This window comes from Pseudobutyrivibrio ruminis HUN009 (assembly GCF_000703005.1).
GTDB classification, from domain to species: domain Bacteria; phylum Bacillota; class Clostridia; order Lachnospirales; family Lachnospiraceae; genus Pseudobutyrivibrio; species Pseudobutyrivibrio ruminis_A.
Window position 1 is genome coordinate 859,859 of the sequence record NZ_JNLH01000001.1, and the last position, 22,577, is coordinate 882,435.

11 protein-coding genes, 5 tRNA genes, 3 rRNA genes and 1 other RNA gene are annotated in these 22,577 nt (G+C 40.4%); 19 read left to right on the forward strand and 1 reads right to left on the reverse strand.

The features are described 5' to 3' along the window. The first annotated feature begins 20 nt into the window (after window positions 1-20). From ffs to BO15_RS0103895, 17 genes are all read left to right on the forward strand, one after another. Window positions 21-218, forward strand: an RNA gene (gene ffs / locus BO15_RS13475) — signal recognition particle sRNA large type. Window positions 219-244: 26 nt separating this feature from the next. Then, entirely contained in the window at window positions 245-1,000 is a 756-nt protein-coding gene (locus BO15_RS0103820) for a hypothetical protein (RefSeq protein WP_033152577.1), read from the forward strand. Window positions 1,001-1,014: 14 nt separating this feature from the next. Then, window positions 1,015-3,300: a hydratase gene (locus BO15_RS0103825; protein WP_033152579.1), complete on the forward strand. Its 2,286-nt coding sequence runs from the start codon at window positions 1,015-1,017 to the stop codon at window positions 3,298-3,300. Window positions 3,301-3,325: 25 nt separating this feature from the next. After that, complete coding sequence (locus BO15_RS0103830) at window positions 3,326-4,639, forward strand: AI-2E family transporter (RefSeq protein ID WP_052169756.1); 1,314 nt, start codon at window positions 3,326-3,328, stop codon at window positions 4,637-4,639. A gap of 104 nt (window positions 4,640-4,743) precedes the next feature. Continuing rightward, on the forward strand, window positions 4,744-7,539 hold the full coding sequence (locus BO15_RS0103835; protein ID WP_033152581.1) for a tetratricopeptide repeat protein: 2,796 nt from the start codon (window positions 4,744-4,746) through the stop codon (window positions 7,537-7,539). A 23-nt stretch (window positions 7,540-7,562) separates the two neighbouring features. After that, window positions 7,563-9,461 carry a 1,4-alpha-glucan branching protein GlgB gene (glgB, locus tag BO15_RS0103840; RefSeq protein ID WP_033152583.1) on the forward strand — a complete coding sequence of 633 codons (1,899 nt, stop codon included), beginning with the start codon at window positions 7,563-7,565 and terminating at the stop codon, window positions 9,459-9,461. A gap of 60 nt (window positions 9,462-9,521) precedes the next feature. Further along, window positions 9,522-10,739 carry a DUF5711 family protein gene (locus BO15_RS0103845; RefSeq protein WP_033152585.1) on the forward strand — a complete coding sequence of 406 codons (1,218 nt, stop codon included), beginning with the start codon at window positions 9,522-9,524 and terminating at the stop codon, window positions 10,737-10,739. A gap of 8 nt (window positions 10,740-10,747) precedes the next feature. Beyond that, a complete protein-coding gene (locus BO15_RS0103850; RefSeq protein WP_033152587.1) occupies window positions 10,748-11,419 on the forward strand; it encodes a CvpA family protein in 672 nt (223 codons plus the stop codon). A gap of 409 nt (window positions 11,420-11,828) precedes the next feature. Beyond that, window positions 11,829-13,359: ribosomal RNA gene (locus BO15_RS0103855) — 16S ribosomal RNA — on the forward strand. Between the two features lie 59 nt (window positions 13,360-13,418). Next, window positions 13,419-13,536: ribosomal RNA gene (rrf, locus tag BO15_RS0103860) — 5S ribosomal RNA — on the forward strand. A 260-nt stretch (window positions 13,537-13,796) separates the two neighbouring features. Next, window positions 13,797-16,690: ribosomal RNA gene (locus tag BO15_RS0103865) — 23S ribosomal RNA — on the forward strand. Together the 16S, 23S and 5S rRNA genes with 5 tRNA genes alongside form the textbook arrangement of a ribosomal RNA operon. 76 nt (window positions 16,691-16,766) lie before the next feature. After that, window positions 16,767-16,840 (forward strand) — tRNA-Asp (locus BO15_RS0103870). Between the two features lie 12 nt (window positions 16,841-16,852). After that, window positions 16,853-16,925 (forward strand) — tRNA-Val (locus tag BO15_RS0103875). 21 nt (window positions 16,926-16,946) lie between these two features. Further along, window positions 16,947-17,028 (forward strand) — tRNA-Tyr (locus BO15_RS0103880). Between the two features lie 13 nt (window positions 17,029-17,041). Then, window positions 17,042-17,115: transfer RNA gene (locus BO15_RS0103885), tRNA-Met, on the forward strand. A 6-nt stretch (window positions 17,116-17,121) separates the two neighbouring features. Then, a tRNA-Phe gene (locus BO15_RS0103890) sits at window positions 17,122-17,194 on the forward strand. A gap of 64 nt (window positions 17,195-17,258) precedes the next feature. Beyond that, on the forward strand, window positions 17,259-18,191 hold the full coding sequence (locus tag BO15_RS0103895; RefSeq protein ID WP_033152589.1) for a D-2-hydroxyacid dehydrogenase: 933 nt from the start codon (window positions 17,259-17,261) through the stop codon (window positions 18,189-18,191). On the opposite strand, the gene BO15_RS0103900 is transcribed toward BO15_RS0103895, so the two are convergent. Then, window positions 18,188-19,165 (reverse strand): zinc dependent phospholipase C family protein, encoded by a 978-nt coding sequence (locus BO15_RS0103900; RefSeq protein WP_167541204.1) that lies wholly within the window; start codon window positions 19,163-19,165, stop codon window positions 18,188-18,190. The genes BO15_RS0103895 and BO15_RS0103900 overlap by 4 nt on opposite strands. Before the next feature lie 296 nt (window positions 19,166-19,461). On the opposite strand from BO15_RS0103900, the gene BO15_RS0103905 reads away from it, so the two are divergent. Continuing rightward, window positions 19,462-20,895: a radical SAM protein gene (locus BO15_RS0103905; RefSeq protein WP_033152593.1), complete on the forward strand. Its 1,434-nt coding sequence runs from the start codon at window positions 19,462-19,464 to the stop codon at window positions 20,893-20,895. 249 nt (window positions 20,896-21,144) lie between these two features. After that, window positions 21,145-22,572: an ATP-binding protein gene (locus tag BO15_RS0103910; RefSeq protein WP_033152595.1), complete on the forward strand. Its 1,428-nt coding sequence runs from the start codon at window positions 21,145-21,147 to the stop codon at window positions 22,570-22,572. Window positions 22,573-22,577 lie beyond the last annotated feature (5 nt).

The window sequence follows — 22,577 nt, forward strand, 5'->3', positions numbered from 1 at the left end:
TTTTTCATACAATAAGGTCTCCGAGTAATGACATAAGGTATCATTTGGCGGTCGTCCTGAGAGGATGTTGATCTTTGGGTCCCTCGTAATGGGCACCTGCGAATCGTGTCAGGGCAGGAATGCAGCAGCACTAAGTAGGACCGTTCATCTGACGAGGGGTCGCCTGGAGGGAGTTCTCCTAGGGCGGCTACCAAATGATACCGATGTAGTTAACTCGGTATTTTTATATCAAGGTGGATTAATTATGGGTGCACAGGATAGAACAGAAAAAGTACTTAGAGATATGCATGTATTGTTTTCAAAGGCTCAGCCTTACGAAGGCAGCGCAAGAAATGTCATTGTAGATAAAAATGCAATGATGGATCTTCTCAAGGAGCTTAATGAGTGCATGTACGATATGATGGAAGAGCACGAGCTTACTGTTAAGAGCCGTGACAAAGCAAATCGTGAGATGCAAAAGCAAGGGGATGATATTGTCTTCGAAGCAACTCGTAAAGCAGAGGACATCTATGCCGCATCATTAATGTATACAGATAATGCTATGGATTCCATCCAGTCAATTATCAAAGAATCCCAAGAATCTATTGCAAAGATATACGAAGAAGCAAATAAAAAAATCAAAGAGGAAACAAGACTTGTTAAGTCTAATCAGTTAGAGCTTAAGAGTCACCTCAACGATTTAATTGATACACAAAAATACCTTCGTCTTATCGATGAAGAAAATATGCGAATTCGCCGTGAAAAAGAGGAAGGAACTGACGAGGAGTATGATAGCGCTCCTAAATATGCAGCTCCTGAAATTAGAATAGATAAAGAATACTTCGCAAAGGCAGGTCTCGAAATCGACGATGATTTAGATGCACCAGCAGATGCAGAGGAAAATGGAATCTCCTCAGAGGACTTAGATGCAGAGTACTTCAAGTGGCAGGAAGAAGAGTCCGAAGGAGAGAAGAAACCTGGTAAGAAAGGTCTCGGAGGCCTTTTTGGATTAAAGCACTAGAAGGAGAATAAAGGATGAAGCTTTACAACAATGGAGTTTACCTTGTAAACGGCAACCAAATTGTAGAGGATAGCCCAGAGGCTCTCAGCGCAATCAAAGCCGCAACAGGTAAGGATGTAACTAAAGACCAGGCACACCAGGAAACAATGGCATATGGTATTTTGTCCAGCCATAATACTTCTGGAAACATGCAGCACCTACAGATTAAGTTTGATAAGTTAATCAGTCACGACATCACATATGTAGGTATTATTCAGACTGCAAGGGCTTCAGGCCTTGAAAAATTCCCAATCCCATACTGCCTTACAAACTGCCACAATTCACTATGCGCAGTAGGTGGTACTATCAACGAAGATGACCACATGTTTGGTCTCACATGTGCAAAAAAATACGGCGGAATCTACGTTCCACCACATCAGGCTGTTATTCACCAGTTCGCTCGTGAGATGATGGCAGGAGGCGGAAAGATGCTTCTTGGTTCAGATTCCCACACAAGATACGGAGCACTTGGAACTATGGCAATGGGTGAAGGTGGTCCAGAGCTTGTAAAACAGCTTCTTAATCAGACATATGACATCGCTATGCCAGGCGTTATTGGTGTATACATGACAGGAACACCACGAAAGGGCGTTGGTCCACAGGACGTTGCTCTTGCTATCATCGGTGAAGTGTTCGATAAAGGCTACGTTAAGAATAAAGTTATGGAGTTTGTAGGCCCAGGCGTTGCAAATCTTTCTATGGACTTCAGAATTGGCGTAGACGTTATGACTACAGAAACAACTTGTCTTAGCTCTATCTGGACAACAGATAAAGCTACAGAGGAGTTCTATGAAATTCATGGTCGTAAGGAGGAGTTCAAGGAACTTAATCCTGGCCAGGTAGCATATTACGATGGAATGATTGAAATCAATCTTGATGAAATCAAGCCAATGATTGCTATGCCATTCCATCCAAGCAACACATACACAATCGAAGAATTAAATGCAAACCTTATGGATATCCTTGATGATTGCGAGAAGCGTGCAAAGGTATCTCTTGATGGTCAGGTTGAGTTTTCTCTTAAAGATAAAGTTCGAAACGGAAAATTATATGTAGATCAGGGTATCATTGCAGGATGTGCTGGTGGCGGATTCGAAAATATTTGCGACGCAGCAGATATCCTACGTGGTACAAGCATTGGACCAGATGAGTTCACATTATCTGTTTACCCAGCATCTACACCTATATACATGGAGCTTGTTAAGAATGGCGCTGTAGCAGATCTTATGAGCACAGGTGCTATCGTTAAGACAGCATTCTGCGGACCATGCTTTGGTGCGGGAGATACACCATCTAACAATGGCTTCTCAATTCGTCATTCTACTAGAAACTTCCCTAACCGTGAGGGTTCAAAGCTTCAGAATGGTCAAATTGCATCAGTTGCTCTTATGGATGCTCGCTCTATTGCAGCAACAGCAGCTAATAAGGGATATCTTACAGCAGCAACAGATATTGATGTAGACTTTACAAAGCCAAAATATCATTTCGATGGCAGAATTTATGCAAACCGCGTATTCGATTCTAAGGGCGTAGCAGAGCCAGATACAGAAATCCACTTTGGACCAAACATCAAGGATTGGCCAAAGATGAGTCCACTTCCTGAGAATCTATTCTTACAGGTTGTATCAGAGATTCATGACCCTGTTACCACTACAGATGAATTAATTCCATCTGGAGAGACATCTTCTTACCGCTCTAATCCTCTTGGATTGGCAGAATTTACTCTCTCTAGAAAGGACCCTGAGTACGTAGGAAGAGCTAAAAATATCCAGAAAGCTCAGAAGGCTCTTGAAGCTGGAGAGTGTGCAGGGGAAGCTGTTCCAGAGTTAAAGACAATCGTACATAAAGTAAAAGAATCATATCCAGATGTTAACCACAGCAACTTTGGCGTAGGTAGCACAATTTTTGCTGTAAAGCCTGGTGATGGCTCTGCAAGAGAGCAGGCAGCATCTTGCCAGAAGGTTCTTGGCGGCTGGGCAAATATTGCAAATGAATATGCAACAAAGCGCTACCGTTCAAATCTTATCAACTGGGGAATGCTTCCATTTGTAATCAAGGAAGGCGAGTTACCATTTAAGAATTTGGATTATCTCTTTATTCCAGGAATTAAAGATGCAGTCGTTAACAAAGCTGAAACAATTAAGGCGTATGTTGTAAAAGAGGAAGGATTAAAAGAATTTGATCTTACTCTTGGAGAACTTACAGACGATGAAAGAGAAATTATTCTTAAAGGATGCTTGATCAATTACAATAGACAGTAAGAATAAGCTCTTAGGGAGGGTGTTTATGACAGACGAAGAGGCAAAAATCGAACAAAAGGCTCTCAGAAAAAGGCTATTTAGCTATGTTATTGCAGCTTTCATTGTAATAATCTTCTACTTTTTGCTGAGAAATAGCCGTAGTGTGTCTGCAGCTATTAATCATGTGAATACTGTTATTCAACCTATTTTAATCGGCTTTATAATGGCTTTTTTGATGAATCCAATAATGGAGTTCTTCGAAAAGCGCTTTAGCAGGTTGTTCAATAGGTTTTGTAAAACAGAGCTGGGGGCAAGGAAAGCAAATAGAACTTTGTCATCAATACTCTCTTTAGTAGTATTGGCTGGAGTAGTAATCTTTATTATAAACGCCATAGTGCCAAACCTAATTAGCACAATCATCTATCTTGCAAAGCATATTGAAGAGCAGATTGCAGGCGTTTTGGACTGGTGCAATGTAATTACAAAAGGCCAGTACGAAGAAACTCTTATGAAGGCCAAGGATAACAATATTGGCGATTTGGTAAACCAGGGTTTGTCTTTTGTAGATCAGTACATTGATTATGATGAGACAGATATGATGTCTCTTATAACCAGTAGTGTTCTTACAGTTGGAAAGTTTATAGTAAACATAATCATTGGAATGTTTGTTTCAGTGTATGTATTGCTCTCAAAGGAAACATTTAAAGCGCAGGCAAAGAAACTTATATGTGGATTAATGTCTCCAAAGTATGCAAATATCACCCTTGAAATAACACGTAAATCAGCAGATATCTTTTACGGATTTATTATTGGTAAAATTATTGATTCAATAATCATTGGTGTGATCTGCTATATTGCATGCTTAATTATGAAGATGCCATATCCTGTATTAGTATCTGTAATTGTTGGTGTTACAAATATTGTTCCAGTTTTTGGTCCATACATCGGTGCTGTTCCTACAGTCATCATCATCTTCCTTACGGAGCCAATGAAGGGAATATACTTCCTCATCTTCATCTTGATTTTGCAGCAGGTTGATGGAAACCTTATTGGGCCAAAGATCCTTGGAGATTCAACAGGTATATCTTCATTCTGGGTAGTATTTGCAGTAGTTGTAGGTGCAGGCTTCTTTGGCTTTGGAGGAATGATTGTAGCTGTACCAATTGTGGCAATTATTTACTACATAATTGGACGAGTAGCAAGTTACCTTGTAAAAAGAAGGAATCTACCGGAGCAAACAATCGAATACGAAAAGATGGAATATATCGATTTAGAAAAAAATATTCTTCTACAGCATGCTGAAAAAGAGGTTAAAGAAGAAAAGAAATCTCCTATTTTCGGGAAAAACAAAAAGAAATAATGAATTTAGAAAAACCAGGATTTTTAGTCCTGGTTTTTTGATTTTAATGACAAGCTATGATAATATTTTAATAACTATAAGTATGTAATTTGGAGAATAATTCTGTGGAAAAAATGGAATATCGTACTCGAATTGAAGAGATGAAAAATCTCATCGAAAAAAACAAATTTACAGATGCAATGTCCGTTGCAGATACTATCAATTGGCGAAAGGTTCACAATATCAATGATCTGATTTCAGGAAGTGAATCCTACGAAGCGGCTGGTAGAATCGAAGAAGCAAGGGATTTATTATTAGTTGCACATGAGCGTTCTCCTATCGGAAGGATGATTCTGTACAAGCTTTGCATGATTTCTCTTAAACTTAAAGAGATAGATGTAGCCCAGGAATACTACAACGAATTTGTACAGATAGCTCCACACGATAGTCTAAAATATATCCTCAAGTACAATATTAGTGTTGCAAAGGGAGCAGATAATGCCACTCTTATCAAGATTCTTGAGCAGCTCAAGGAAAATGATTTTATAGAGGAGTGGGCATACGAGCTTGCCTATCTTTATCACAAGACAAATCAGGGTGATAAATGTATAGCACTTTGTGACGAAATCATTCTTTGGTTTGGTGATGGTCCAGTAGTTGAAAGAGCGTTGGAATTAAAAATGCTTTATCAGCCTCTTGATAAGTCCCAAGAGGATAAATATCGTAGCTTGCAGCAGAAGAAAGACGGCATCACAGAAATTACTCCACAGACAGTTGCTGATTCAAGCAGTATTGTTCCAAATATCAAAAATATTCAGCTTCCAGAAGGGCCAGAGCGTTTTGATACAATCAACCTTCAGGCGGAAATTAAAAAGAATATAGACGAAATCATGAAAGCGACTGATACTGGCGAGGTTTCAGAAAACATCGGTGCTATCAAGAATCTCGTTGAAGAAATACCTTATCTTCAAGTTACAGAGGAAGAAGTTGTAGAAGAACCAGAGGATTTCTCAATAAACGACACATTCCAGCAGTACCTAGAGGAAGGCTTTGATGGCCAAATGAGCCTAAAGCTTGCGGATGAGAGCACTGAATCTGAGGAACAAATCGAAGGTCAGATGACCATAGAGGATGTCCTTGCAGAGTGGGAAAAGACAAAGCGTGCAGCAGAGGCGGCTATGGAAGATGCCAAGAGCAAGGAGCTTGAAAGTGCTAGAGCGAAAGCCCTTCGCGAGGCAAACAACGTCTTGAACCGATTAGAAGGAGTTATGTCAAAGCTTGATGCTGGCATGTCTTCTCAGGAGCTTCTCAAGGAGGAATACCTAGGCGCCGCAGAACCTACAGAAGAAAAAGAGGTTCAGCTAGAAGAAGGGGAATCTGTTCCTGACGACACTGGGCAAGATCAGCAGCCAAAATATACAGAAACACACGCGGGATTTACCATCCCAATGCTTTCTACAGATGGATTACAAACAGGCATGATTGATATTCCGGTTGTATCGGCTGAGGAAGCGGCACTTGCAGGAGCAGCAGCTGCAGTACCAAGTGCTATTATGCATGCAGCAGGGGAGTTAAAGGAGGCAACACCAAGTTGGCAGCCTCCAACGCTAAATGAAAATGACACTGAGGAGACAGAAGACGTGGATTTCAAAGAAGCATCCCAGATGATTGCTGATGTAAATAGCCTTTTACAAAAAGAAATAGATAGACTTAGTGGAGTGGATACACAAATCCCAGCTCCAGCAGAGACTTATAAGGAAGAACCTGTAGCAAAGGTCACAGAGGAACCAGCTATAGTTATGCCTGATATGGAGCCCGTTGCAGAAATAATAGAGGGGCTTGGCGATGAATTTATCCAGGAGCCTGTAGAAGATGCAGAGGTAGAAACTCCAATTGAAGAGACAGTAGAACAACCTGAAGAGGATATTACAGAAGAAACAATAGAGGAACCAACTATCAATATCGATGATATTGATCTACCTCCTATTATTCTTCCAGAAGATTTATTTGCTGAAGAGCCAGTTGCTACAGAATCACAGTTTGAAGAGGTTGATCAGATACAGCCAGAATTAATACAGCCAGAGCCCGTACAGATTGAAAAGGTACAGATTCAAGAAGCTGAAATTCCTGTAGCTGAAGTTAATCCTCCAGTTGCAGAGCCAAAGCAGCAGTCATCTATTAAGGTTGACGATGAAGATCTTGATATCTTCTCATACTTCCTCCCAATCAATGGAATGAAGGCCAATATCACTCGTGTAATCGAGGGGGCAGCATCATATCTTGATAAGCCAAACGCAAATGGCGGAAGTATTGTTATCGTTGGTGAGCCAGGCTCAGGTAAAACACAGATGGCAACTAGCATCATCAAGGTTTTACAGAAAAAGACTGGATATCCAAAGGGTGGAATCGGAAAGATTTCAGGAGAAAAGCTTAACGAAAAAGATATTCAAAAGCTTTATAGCAAAATCCAAGGCGGATGTTTAATTATTGAGTCAGCTGGTGGAATCTCAAAGGAGACAGCAGTTACATTGTCTCTTCTTATGCAAAACGATAAATCAGGAACAATCATTATTATCGAAGATAGCAAAAAGGGTATTGATAAAGCTCTTATCAAGGACAGTTCATTTGCCAAGAGATTTACAGAAAAGATTGTTATTCCTGTATTCTCAATAGATGAATTGGTATCATTTGCAAAGACATACGCTCTTGAAGCAGAATGCACTATAGATGATATGGGAATTCTTGCACTTTACAATAGAATCAATCTTATCGGACGTTATGATCATGTAACAACTATCAAAGAAGTTGCTGAAATAATGGATGATGCAATTGAAAAATCTACAAAAGGTGGATTCTTCAATAAGCCTAAGTACGATAAGAACGGTAATATCATCTTAAAAGAGAAGGATTTCGACAAATAAATAATTAACAAAGGGGATAGTTTATGAGCAATTTTACAGATTTGGATGCCTATTTATTCGGGCAAGGCACACATTATGACATTTACAAAAAGCTCGGAGCACACAGGGGAAAGCAAGGCAAAGAGTCTGGATACTACTTTGACGTGTGGGCACCACACGCCAGTAGAGTAGCGGTTATTGGAGAGTTTAACGATTGGGATGAGACTCGCAATTATATGCAGCGAGTTGAGCCAGAAAGTCAAGGAATATTCGAGACATTTATTCCAAATGTAAAGGAAGGGCAACTGTACAAATATCTTATTTATACAGAGGATGGAACAAAGCTTTATAAGGCGGATCCATATGCTACATACGCTGAAGTACGCCCTGGCACAGCATCTCGAATATACGACAACACAAAGTTCAAATGGACTGATAATGCTTGGATGAAACAACGTAAGGCAGCCAAGAATTTTTGGGAACAGCCACTTGCAATCTATGAAGTTCATCCGGGCTCATGGAAGCGCCATCCAAGACCAGAAAACGATGGCTTTTATAGCTACAAAGAATTTGCTCATAGTCTTACAGAATATGTTCTCGACATGGGATACACTCATGTTGAATTAATGGGTATTGCAGAATATCCATTTGATGGTTCATGGGGATATCAGGTAACAGGCTACTATGCGCCTACATCACGTTATGGAACACCTGACGATTTCATGTACCTTATCAATTATTTGCACAAAAACGGAATAGGTGTAATTTTGGATTGGGTTCCAGCCCATTTCCCAAAAGATGCTCATGGTCTTGCTGATTTCGATGGAAGACCTTTATATGAATATCCAGACCCTAAAAAAGGAGAACATCCGGATTGGGGAACAAAAATTTTCAATTATGGAAAACCAGAGGTTAAAAACTTCCTAATTGGTAGTGCTCTACAGTGGGTTGAACATTATCATATAGACGGTCTTAGAGTAGATGCCGTTGCATCAATGCTGTATCTTGATTATGGCAAGAAGCCAGGTCAGTGGATTCCTAATGAGCATGGTGGAAATGAAAACCTCGAGGCAATAGAGTTCTTTAAGCATATCAACACTTTGATAAGGGGCAGAAACCCTGGTGCTATTATGATTGCTGAGGAATCTACAGCTTGGCCAAAGATTACAGGAGATGTTGAAAACGGAGGTTTAAATTTCTCCTACAAATGGAATATGGGATGGATGCATGATTTCATCGATTACATGAAGTTGGATCCTTATTTCAGAAAAGATAATCACAACAAAATGACCTTTGCGATGAGCTACAATGAAGCAGAAAGATACATTCTTGTGCTTAGCCATGATGAGGTTGTTCATTTGAAGGGCTCTATGCTTGCAAAGATGCCTGGATTAGAGGTTGATAAATATAAAAACTTGATGGCAGGATACGCCTTCATGATGGGACATCCAGGCAAAAAGCTTTTATTTATGGGTCAGGAATTCGCTCAGGGAACAGAATGGAGTGAGGCCAGAGAGCTTGATTGGTATGTATTAGATAATCCAAATCACAGACATGTAGCCCGCATGTTCAAAGAACTGCTACATATATACAGACAATACCCTGCGATGTATGAGCAGGACGTTTCGTGGGCTGGTTTTGAATGGATAAATGCCAACGATAGCTATCGCAGTATCTTTAGCTTTATTCGTAAGGCAAAGAACGGAAAGAATAATCTGTTGTTTGTAATTAATATGACACCTATGAAATACGAAGATTATCGAGTAGGTGTTCCGGAAAATAAACGATGTAAGTTATTGCTTGATAGTGAAAACAAGGAATTTGGAGGCGAAGGCGGAATAATTCCTGAGACTTGCACACCAATTCATGAAGAATGTGATGGTAGAGAGTACTCAATAGGATTTTCAATGGCGCCATATCAGATAGCAATATTTGTTTATTAAAGAAAGTTGGGCTGTTTATGCAGCCCTTTTCTTTTTAAAAAATAGTAAGAAGCGAGAAATATGGAAGAATTTAAGATTATAAAGTTACCAGAAAAAAACAATGAAGAGGAAACAGATGAAAAGGAGCCTGTTGTAGCAAGACGTGTAGATGATGACTATAGGCCTCCTAAAAAACGCTATTTGTTTATCATCTTATTACTGATATTTATTGTTATATCCATATTTGTTATACGAATCATCACCACATATGATGATTATGAAGTTGAAAAGACCTGGGAGAGACAAGATTCTAGCGAGAGCAATTATCGCAGCTTTAATAATAATTTAATTAAGTACAGTGCTGATGGCATATTCTATACCACCTTTGACGGTACATTAATCTGGAACTACACATACGATATGACAAACCCCAACATTGATTTTTGCGGGGATTATATTGTCGTATTTGATAAAAAAGGAACAGAAGTAGATGTATTCTCGTCAAAAGGGTATATCAATACTATTTCGACAACTACGCCTGTTATAGAAGCAAGAGTGGCAGATAAAGGAACGGTAGCAATATTGCTTCAAGAAGGAACTACCAGCTATATACAAATGTATGATAGGGATGGTTCGGTCCTTGTGTCAGGTGAAATTCATCCTGAAAACAGAGGCTATCCGGTGTCTATGGCTCTTTCTTCAGATGCTACAAGGCTTTTGCTTTCTATCATAAATGTAAATAATGGTGAATTAGACACTGAGTTAGTATTCTATGATTTTACTAGCGCAGGTAAAGAAGAAGAGGATAATATAGTTGCTTCATACAACTATATTGGCGCGTTGATTCCAAAAGTAGAGTATATGAAAAATGATAAGGCTATTGCCTTTGGTGATTCAAAGATAATCATTTTCAACAATAATCTTCGTGCCACTGTTGCAAAAGAAATTACAGTTGACCAGCAGATGAAGAGTGTTTTCTATAATGATAGTCATTTTGGATATATTTGCGAGACAGCAACAGATAATGGCGAAATTGAAAACGAACTGAACGTATATAATTTGTATGGATTTAGACTTATTTCAAAAGAAATAGAAAGTAGCTACGATAATATTACTATTTTAGATAATAATGAAATCTATATAAGTAATGAAAACGAGATTAGTATATATAACCTACAGGGCTTCAAAAAGTTCAATTGTACATTTGAAGATAAAGTCTATGGTGTTATTCCAGGAACTACATCTAAGAGATACTATTTAATAGAGGATAGTAAAACAGAAGAAATATATATCAAGTAGGAAGCTAAATGGAAATAAACTATTTATTAATTATCACGGCTTTAATATTATTGTTCTGCATTATACGTGGAGCAAGAAGAGGCATGCTGAGAATCATATTCGGAATCATAGCATGGGTGTTCTTGATATGCTTTGTAAACTACGGCAGCAATTTTATTGATAATTATATATCTACATCTACTCAGGTGCCATATACAATCCAAGAAGGTATTGTATCCCATCTTACAGAGCGATATACGGCCTCAGAAGAGCAGGAAGCAGGCACAGGTGAAGAGGCAGTCATGTCTATGGTGCCATCTTCAATTAAAGATGAAATAACAGAGAGTGTACAGAATTCAATAGACGCCACCATTAGATTTATAGCTGAAGAACTTACCGATGCTGCCATAAATGGTATAGCCACAATAATCGCAGTGCTTATAGGCATACTTGTTATATATATAATAGATAAGATCATCAAGGGCATAGGCTTAGTTCCAGGAATAAGAGATGTGAATCGCCTCCTTGGTGTAGTTGCAGGCCTACTAGAGGGTATGTTGGCAATATGGTTACTGATGTATATTGCTAGCTGTTTTCCTGCCTCTGCCGTAGGGCAGTTTGTAATAGAAAACGCCGAAAAAGACCAGCTATTGTATTTCGTCTATGAGAACAATATAATTGCTAAAATTATCGGAAAATAAAGACAATAATTTTTTTGTAAAAACGTGTTGACTTTAGTGAAATCCTTTGCTATTATACTATTCGTTCCGCTGAGAGCGGCACACTTAGAAAACACTGAGTTTTCTAAAAGAAATGATTTAAAAAATAAATCAAAAAGTTGTTGACAAAAACACAGCATCGTGATAATATAAACGAGTTGCTGCTGAGGGCAACAACAAAGCGAAGATTGATAACTGAACAGTGAAACAAACCTTGAATTAATACAAGTTTTTTAAACATGTATCCTTGAAATTCATTTAGTTTCTAAGACGAAACAAAAACCTTTATTAGTAAACAAGTCAGTTTTATACTGATTCGGAATTAAACTTTTTAAATGTAACAAGCAAGCTTGCTACTAGCACAGTCCCATCTTCGATGGAACTATGCGTCTAACATGAGAGTTTGATCCTGGCTCAGGATGAACGCTGGCGGCGTGCTTAACACATGCAAGTCGAACGAAGCAGCTTATTACGATCCCTTCGGGGTGACGATTTGTTGACTGAGTGGCGGACGGGTGAGTAACGCGTGGGTAACCTACCTTGTACAGGGGGATAACAGTTGGAAACGACTGCTAATACCGCATAAGCGCACAGCTTCGCATGAAGTGGTGTGAAAAGTTTTTCGGTATAAGATGGACCCGCGTCTGATTAGCTAGTTGGTGAGGTAACGGCCCACCAAGGCGACGATCAGTAGCCGACCTGAGAGGGTGACCGGCCACATTGGGACTGAGACACGGCCCAAACTCCTACGGGAGGCAGCAGTGGGGAATATTGCACAATGGGCGAAAGCCTGATGCAGCGACGCCGCGTGAGCGAAGAAGTATTTCGGTATGTAAAGCTCTATCAGCAGGGAAGATAATGACGGTACCTGACTAAGAAGCACCGGCTAAATACGTGCCAGCAGCCGCGGTAATACGTATGGTGCAAGCGTTATCCGGATTTACTGGGTGTAAAGGGAGCGTAGGCGGTTTTACAAGTCTGATGTGAAAGCCCGGGGCTCAACTCCGGTATTGCATTGGAAACTGTAGAACTAGAGTGTCGGAGGGGTAAGTGGAATTCCTAGTGTAGCGGTGAAATGCGTAGATATTAGGAGGAACACCAGTGGCGAAGGCGGCTTACTGGACGATTACTGACGCTGAGGCTCGAAAGCGTGGGGAGCAAACAGGATTAGATACCCTGGTAGTCCACGCCGTAAACGATGAATACTAGGTGTTGGCTTCCATAGGGAGTCGGTGCCGCAGCTAACGCAATAAGTATTCCACCTGGGGAGTACGTTCGCAAGAATGAAACTCAAAGGAATTGACGGGGACCCGCACAAGCGGTGGAGCATGTGGTTTAATTCGAAGCAACGCGAAGAACCTTACCAAATCTTGACATCCCGATGACAAAGCATGTAATGTGCTCTCTCTTCGGAGCATCGGTGACAGGTGGTGCATGGTTGTCGTCAGCTCGTGTCGTGAGATGTTGGGTTAAGTCCCGCAACGAGCGCAACCCTTATCTTTAGTAGCCAGCATTTAGGATGGGCACTCTAGAGAGACTGCCCGGGTGAACCGGGAGGAAGGTGGGGATGACGTCAAATCATCATGCCCCTTATGATTTGGGCTACACACGTGCTACAATGGCGTAAACAAAGGGAAGCAATTGGGTGACCATGAGCAAATCTCAAAAATAACGTCTCAGTTCGGATTGTAGTCTGCAACTCGACTACATGAAGCTGGAATCGCTAGTAATCGCGAATCAGAATGTCGCGGTGAATACGTTCCCGGGTCTTGTACACACCGCCCGTCACACCATGGGAGTTGGGAATGCCCGAAGTCTGTGACCCAACCGTAAGGAGGGAGCAGCCGAAGGCAGGCTCGATAACTGGGGTGAAGTCGTAACAAGGTAGCCGTATCGGAAGGTGCGGCTGGATCACCTCCTTTCTAAGGAAAAAGTAGAGATTTGTTTCACTGTTCAGGTATCAACCTGATAAATAATGATTTCCGGTGGCGATGCGGTTAGGGGTAACACCCGTTAACATCCCGAACACGATGGTTAAGACCTAATCGGCCGATGATACTATGCTGGAGACGGCATGGGAAAGCAGGTGGCTGCCGGGTTTGCTAAAACAGCAAGGAAACTTGCTTTCATATATAAAAATCACCGCTAAAAGCGGCGATCATTTGAGAGCTTAACAAAGTTAAACTTTCAAATGGTTGAAAGCGAAAGCTTTTGATCAAAATAGCAACTTGAAAACTTCATACAGTAGAGATAAATGATTTTAAGATAATCTTAAATATCAAGACATCCGAGAATTAACAAACCAAACAAGTTCTTATTGAACGATTTTGAAAAAAATATCAAGCTACATATTTTGAGAGATTAAACAATCAAGAGCGCAGGGTGGATGCCTTGGCACTAAGAGCCGATGAAAGACGTGATAAGCTGCGAAAAGCTTTGGGGAGCTGCAAATAAGCAATGATCCAGAGATATCTGAATGGGGAAACCTAACTGGAAAGACTCCAGTTGACCTAACGCCAACACATAACGTTAGGCCGGGAACCCGGTGAACTGAAACATCTAAGTAGCCGGAGGAAGAGAAAGAAAAATCGATTTCCAAAGTAGCGGCGAGCGAAATGGAAAGAGGGCAAACCGAGATGCGTGCATTTCGGGGTTCGGACTACATAATTGATTCACGATTGTTAGCAGAATGGTTTTGGGAAAGCCAGCCAAAGAGAGTGAAAGCCTCGTAAGCGAAAACGAAAGTGACATGGTAGTATCCAGAGTAGGACGAGACACGAGAAACCTTGTCTGAAGGCGCGGGGACCACCCCGTAACCCTAAATACTTCTTAGTGACCGATAGCGCATAGTACTGTGAAGGAAAGGTGAAAAGAACCCCGGGAGGGGAGTGAAAGAGAACCTGAAACCCTGTGTTTACAAGCTGCCGAACCTCTTTATATGAGGAACGGCGTACTTTTTGTAGAACGGTCCGGCGAGTTACGATTACTGGCAAGGTTAAGCACCAAAGGTGTGGAGCCGAAGGGATACCAAGTCTGAAAAGGGCGATTAGTCAGTGGTTGTAGACCCGAAACCGGGTGACCTATCCATGTCCAGGCTGAAGTTTCCGTAAAAGGAAATGGAGGGCCGAAGCCACATCCGTTGAAAAGGGTGGGCATGAGGTGTGGATAGCGGAGAAATTCCAATCGAACCCGGAGATAGCTGGTTCTCCTCGAAATAGCTTTAGGGCTAGCCTCGTATTAGACTACTGGAGGTAGAGCACTGAATTCTTAAGGGGGCGTCAAAGCTTACCAAGAGATATCAAACTCCGAATGCCAGATAGCCGATGTACGGGAGTCAGACTATACGAGATAAGTTGGATAGTCAAAAGGGAAACAGCCCAGACCTACAGCTAAGGTCCCAAAGTGTGTGTTAAGTGGTAAAGGATGTGGGATTTCATAGACAACTAGGATGTTGGCTCAGAAGCAGCCATACATTCAAAGAGTGCGTAACAGCTCACTAGTCGAGAGGTCCTGCGCCGAAAATGTCCGGGGCTAAAACACAACACCGAAGCTTAGGAATTAACTTCAGTTAATTGGTAGAGGAGCATTCTTGCGTACGACGAAGCTGTACTGTAAAGAGCAGTGGAGGAACAAGAAGAGAGAATGCCGGAATGAGTAGCGAGATGAAGGTGAGAATCCTTCAGGCCGAATATCTAAGGTTTCCAGAGTAAAGCTGATCTGCTCTGGGTAAGTCGGGGCCTAAGGCGAGGTCGAAAGACGTAGTCGATGGATAACAGGTTGAGATTCCTGTACTGCAATAAATCAGAACTGTGGGGACGCATGGATAAAACTTAAGCCAGGAATGGAAAGACTGGTGCAAGCGAAAGAGTGGATAGGTTGGCAAATCCGCCTATCAACACAAAAGCGTGATGCGTATCGAAATTAAAGTAGAGAAGTAAGTAGAGTCTGTGCCGAGAAAAGCCGCTATTGTATTTATTGTACCCGTACCGTAAACCGACACAGGTGGATGAGGAGAGAATCCTAAGGCCGACGGAAGAAGCATTGTTAAGGAATTCGGCAAAATGACCCCGTAACTTCGGGAGAAGGGGTGCCTACTTATGTAGGCCGCAGAGAATAGGCTCAAGCAACTGTTTAGCAAAAACACAGGTCTATGCGAAACCGTAAGGTGATGTATATGGGCTGACGCCTGCCCGGTGCTGGAAGGTTAAGAGGAGAGGTTAGCGCAAGCGAAGCTTTGAATTTAAGCCCCAGTAAACGGCGGCCGTAACTATAACGGTCCTAAGGTAGCGAAATTCCTTGTCGGGTAAGTTCCGACCCGCACGAAAGGCGTAATGATTTGAGCACTGTCTCGACAATGCATCCGGTGAAATTGAAGTACCAGTGAAGATGCTGGTTACCCGCGCCAGGACGGAAAGACCCCATGGAGCTTTACTCCAGTTTGGTACTGGGATTCGGTACTGCATGTACAGGATAGGTGGGAGACTAAGATTATGGGACGCCAGTTTCATATGAGTCACTGTTGGGATACCACCCTTGTAGTATTGGATTTCTAACCAGCCGCCGTGAACCGGTGGTGGGACAATGCCAGGCGGGGAGTTTGACTGGGGCGGTCGCCTCCGAAAGGGTATCGGAGGCGCTCAAAGGTTCCCTCAGAATGGTCGGAAACCATTTGAAGAGTGCAAAGGCAGAAGGGAGCTTGACTGCGACACCGACGGGTGGAGCAGGTACGAAAGTAGGACTTAGTGATCCGGTGGTATAAAGTGGGATTGCCATCGCTCAACGGATAAAAGCTACCCTGGGGATAACAGGCTTATCACTCCCAAGAGTTCACATCGACGGAGTGGTTTGGCACCTCGATGTCGGCTCATCGCATCCTGGGGCTGTAGCAGGTCCCAAGGGTTGGGCTGTTCGCCCATTAAAGCGGTACGCGAGCTGGGTTCAGAACGTCGTGAGACAGTTCGGTCCCTATCCGGCGCGGGCGTAGGATATTTGAGAGGAGCTGCCCCTAGTACGAGAGGACCGGGGTGGACGGACCACTGGTGTATCAGCTGTCGACCAACGGCATAGCTGAGTAGCCAAGTCTGGACGGGATAAACGCTGAAGGCATCTAAGCGTGAAGCCCCCCTCAAGATGAGATATCCCATTCCTTCAAGGAAATAAGATCCCTTATAGACGATAAGGTAGATAGGTTCAAGGTGTAAGTGCGGTAACGCATTCAGCTGATGAATACTAATAGATCGAAGGTTTATTCTAAAAGGAAGATGTGTAGCGAATTTTCGGACACTAAGTTTTACTGTGTGAAGTTTTGAGGTTGTTATAAACCTTAAATGGCCTCATGGCTCAGTTGGTTAGAGCGCCGCCCTGTCACGGCGGAGGTCGAGGGTTCAAGTCCCTCTGGGGTCGTTTTAATAATGTGGGATCTTAGCTCAGCTGGGAGAGCATCTGCCTTACAAGCAGGGGGTCACAGGTTCGAGCCCTGTAGGTCCCACTTAATTAAATATTTTACTATGGGCGGTTTCCCGAGTGGCCAAAGGGGACAGACTGTAAATCTGCTGCAAATTGCTTCGGTGGTTCGAATCCACCACCGCCCATCTTTTTTAATATCGCGGGATGGAGCAGTCTGGAAGCTCGCCGGGCTCATAACCCGGAGGTCGGTGGTTCAAATCCATCTCCCGCAACTACGTGCCCAGATAGCTCAGTTGGTAGAGCAGAGGACTGAAAATCCTCGTGTCGTTGGTTCGATTCCGACTCTGGGCACTTGTTTTTTACAAACCTTCAAGATATAATGCTTGAAGGTTTTTTTGTATTTAAAGGAGGCAATATGAAAATAGTATTTTTAGATAGAAAATCTATTGGTGAAGATATAGATTTAACTTGTTTTAATGAATTTGGGGAAGTTGTTATTTATGATTATTCAACTCCAGAAGAAGCTGCTGAAAGAACAGTAGATGCTGATGTGGTTATAATAAACAAAGTACCAATCAATGAAAGAACAATTGGTAATGCTAATAATCTTAAGCTTGTATGTGTTACAGCTACAGGAACTAATAATCTAGATAAAGACTATTTAGCTGAGAGAAATATTGAATGGAGAAATGTAGCTGGATATTCAACTGAAGCAGTTGCTCAGCATACATTGGCATTATTATTCTATTTATATGAGCATTTAAGTTATTATGATGATTATGTAAAAAGCGAAAAGTATGTAAATGATAAGTTATTTACACACTTTGAGATGCATTTTAATGAAATTGCTAATAAGACCTGGGGTATTATTGGCTTAGGTGCCATAGGAAAAAGAGTGGCTGAAATAGCTACATGTCTTGGTGCAAATGTAGTTTATTATTCTACTAGTGGAAAGAATCATAGTGATATCTACAAAGAGGTTGATTTTGATACATTGTTATCCACATCAGATGTTATTTCAATCCACGCTCCATTGGATGAAAATACATTACATTTAATGGACAAGAAGGCATTTGAAAAAATGAAAAACAGTGCCATTCTTATCAATGTTGGTAGAGGCCCAATTGTTGTGGAAAAAGATCTGGCAGAAGCCCTTGAAAGTGGACAAATCGCAGGAGCTGGCTTAGACGTACTTGATATTGAACCTATGTCTCCAGAAAACCCATTACGCAATATTAAAGATAGCAACAAGCTTATCATTACACCACATATTGCATGGGCAGCTGTAGAAGCTAGACAACGTTTAATGAAAATAATATACAATCAGGTAAAGGACTTCTTTAATTAATCAAGTGGTAGACCTGATAAATAACTATTGTCACTGAGACTTTCTAACAATTTGTTTCTATAATGGAGATACATATTAGTTTCAGTGACAGTATCTATATCTGAATCAAAGAACGAAGTATTACCGCATGATTTCATATAAAGGCATATTCGTTCTATGAATTCGGGCATAGCTTCATTGAATAATTCAAAAATACTTTCGTTTCTATTAATTGTTGGATTCCAAGGATTGTGCCAATTGGCATTAAAAGAATTGCAAGGGTCGTTGTATTTTATAATAGTATCACTTGGAATCATTGATGAAATAACATCGCATTTAAAGAATAGATGCTCTATTCTTTGAATGCGTTTTTTCTTTTTCCCTGAAGGATCGTTCATTAGTCGGTTCAATTTGATAAATGATTTTATAGCATTCTTAATAGTTCCAAATCGTATATGATATTCAGGGAAAGCTCGATTAATACTGATATAAAGTAACTCTGAAATAACACGTTTCTCATTGTCAGATGGAGATACAGCCGCTGCGTAGTCGAATTGACTAGGAAGTACATGCTTAAAATGCTCTAGTACTAAATGATCAATATCTGTTTCTAGGGATACATGTCTTCCGAAATCATATTTTCCGCTTTTCTTTAGATTATTAAAATGATCACTTTTAAAATAGATATAAGGATGGCAAATTACATCTAAAGAATAATGTCCTATAAATCCCATTATATAAGCATCACAAATACGTCTATCGTGAGCATCTTCAAAGCTATTTCTTGCATCAAATAGATAATCAAAAAACAGCATAACCCGTTCTCTATGCATTACATTTCCAATATTTTTCTTATAAAAGATGTATGCAGGGATGTGATAGAAAAAGATATCAGGTCCTTGAAGGCCCAATCCAAAACATGTCTGATGTTTTTCAAGCAGATTCTTAGTATCGTCAGACTGAATGAAAGATATAGATTGTTCTCCGAAAGTCAAATGAGTAATAAAACCTGGCATATATTCTCCCAATACAATAAATCAATTTACCCCAAATTTACTAAGCAAGATTACCTTTATACTAAAGCAATAATAAAACGATTACTTAGTATAGAACCATGATACCACATATAGTGGCACATATTGCTAAAATACTGTGAATTAAGATTATATAGCATAGCTATACATAAAGAAAAAATTGTATAAATGCAGAAACAAAGAAAAAATTTTGTATATAGAATAAATAATGCTGGCAACTATACTAAAGTTAGGTTAATGGAAACGGAGGAACAACGATGGGAGTAAAAGATAATGTTGAAAGAGCTGCATTTAGTGCGGCAATAGACGAAGTTCTGAAGAATGTAAAAAAGAATCCACAGAAAAGCCTATTAAAGATTGTTGATATGACAGAGAAAATGATGGGTGGAACAAGTAAAGGATTCCGTACAGCTGCTTTTGCAGGTGCTAGAGATCTTATCAATCAAAAGGACTCAAAGTGGATGAATTATGTGACTAGATTATTAACAGAAACAGATCCACATGTTGCTAAAATGACAGCTTTAAATCTTGGCTATCAGGCAGCCTTTAAGGGTACCAAGATGATTAGGGAGAATAGAGAAAAATTTGGTTGTAATATACCATGGCTTATCCTCATGGATCCAACAAGTGCATGCAATCTTCGTTGCACTGGTTGTTGGGCAGCTGAGTACGGCCATAAGCTTAATCTTTCTTTTGAGGAGTTAGATAGCATTGTAACACAGGGTAAGGAACTTGGAATTTACTTCTATATGTTAACTGGTGGCGAACCACTTGTTAGAAAGGCTGATATTATCAAGCTTTGCGAGAAACATAACGATTGTGCATTCCATAGCTATACTAATGGTACACTTGTAGATCAGGCATTCTGTGATGAGATGAAGAGAGTTGGAAATCTTTCACTTTCAATCTCTCTTGAAGGCTTTGAAGATGCAAATGACTTCCGACGTGGCGAAGGTGTATTTGCAAAGGTTATTCATGCCATGGATTTACTTCATGAAAATGGTTTGATTTTCGGTAATTCAGTTTGCTACACATCAAAGAATATGGATTCAGTAACATCTGATGAATTCTTTGATTTGTTGATTGAGCATGGATCAAGATTTGCTTGGTATTTCCATCTTATGCCAGTTGGAATGAAGGCTTCTCCAGAATTAATGCCTTCTCCAGAACAAAGAGAGTACATTTATCATAGACTTCGTGAAGTTCGTGGCCGTGAAGGTGGTAAGGAAATCTATGTTATGGACTTCCAGAACGATGGAGAGTTTGTAGGTGGATGCATTGCCGGAGGAAGAAACTATTGCCATATCAATCCAAAGGGTGATGTAGAACCATGTGTATTTATTCATTATTCTGGTGCAAATATACGTGAAAAAACTCTTATTGAGTGCCTCAAGCAGCCATTATTTATGGAGTACAGAAAAGGACAACCATTTAATGACAATATGCTAAGACCTTGTCCAATGTTGGAAAATCCAGAATTACTTAAAGAGATGGTTAAGCGTTCTGGCGCTCATTCAACAGACGTTGAGCAGGAAGAACCTGTTGAGCATTTATGCGATAAGTGTGCGGAATATGCAGCTAATTGGAAGCCAACAGCCGATAAGCTTTGGGAAGAGCATCCTTATAGACAAAAAGGTTACATTAACTATGCAAATGCTAAAGAAAAAGGATATGCATATAAAGTTAATTAATAAAGATGTTTTTGACCTGACGGTGAAGAGCCGTCAGGTCTTTTTTTAGCCATTATATGGTAAAAAAAGAGAATGCATAGTTGATAAAAATAAGAGATAATGCTAAAGTAAAGAAAGGTTATTAAAGAATAATCTAAAATAGTTTAGAATAATAAAAATTAAATCTTATTATTTTCAGAATATTGCATCCATAGTTGAAACGTGATACCATGGATTTGCACGCTGGTTAGTGTGTAAAGGAGAGGTGTTATGTTTAAAGGACGCAAATCAGAAATTGAAAAACTAAATGGATTTTATGAGGGAGAAGAAGCATCCGTTGCAGTTGTTTCTGGCCAATTGGGGGTTGGAAAGACAGCTCTGTTAAGAGAGTTTGCAAAGGACAAAGAAACCATTTTTTTCGAGGCTTACGAGACTACTGCGAAGCATCAGTTTGAGCAAATTAGCAAAACTATAGGTTCGTCAACTGTTCTTGATGGGGAGACATTTTGCCAAGAAATTTCTAAGAGGGCTGCAAAAACTAAGCAGCTTATCATCATTGACCAATACCCTCATATTGTTAAATCAAATCCAGATTTTGATAAAAAACTTCATGAATATATCGTCGGAGAATGGAAGAAATTACCAGTAAAACTAATTCTATGTTCCGATGCGTTTATGCTAGTTGATAAATACATAAAGGGCAAAAAGGCCCTTTGGAAAAACGATATAACACTTGATTTGGTGGTTCAGCCACTAGGATTCTACGACTCATGCGAGTTTTTCGCTGATGCTAGCCCAAAGGAAGCTGCATTTTTATACGGTATAACAGGTGGTATTCCATACAACTTGATACGTGTAGCAGCACTTTTAGGAATAGATGGATATGATATATATGGCATCAGTCCTATACAGGGCGAGGATAAAATAAAAGAAGTTGCATGTAAACTATTTCTAGATAAGAATTGCAATCTCGGTTTGAATCCAGAGGTGGTAATGGCTACAGAGCTTCGCGAGCTATCATATTACAACTATATGTTAGCTACACTTGCCAAGGGATTAAACAGAGTTAATCAGATTTCAGCAGAGGTTGAAAAGCCAAAGGATGTTGTAGTTCCTTACTTAAATTCGCTTATGTCTATTGGCGTTTGTACAAAGGATACCGCAATCACAGAAATTACAAATAGAAAGAAAACACGTTATTCAATTGTTAATACCAGCACATTATTCTGGTACAAGCACATTGTGGCAAACTACAATTTATATATTTCAGGTCAGGTGGATGAGCTTTGGAACACAATCAAAGCAGACATTGATGACTATATGAAGGAAGTATTCATCAAAATATGTGCAGAATACTTGCGAGACAGAAGCGATAATAACCTTCTTCCATTTACAATCGAAGAGATTGGAAACTGGTGGGTTAATGACGATGAAGCAGGAACCACAGATGGCTTTGATTTGGTATCACTTGGTAAATGCGATGGCAAATCTGCTACAATTTTCGCACAGTGCTACTACATCCATGAGCCAATAGAAGTTGCGCAGTTAAAGTCGTTAATTGAAAAGACAAAACAGCTTCATAGACAGGGAGATGCATTTTATCTTGTATTTTCTAATGCAGGCTTCCATGAAAATGCTATCACCATTTCATCAGCAATCAAAAACATTATGTTGATTACCTTGGATGAAATGAGATAATTATA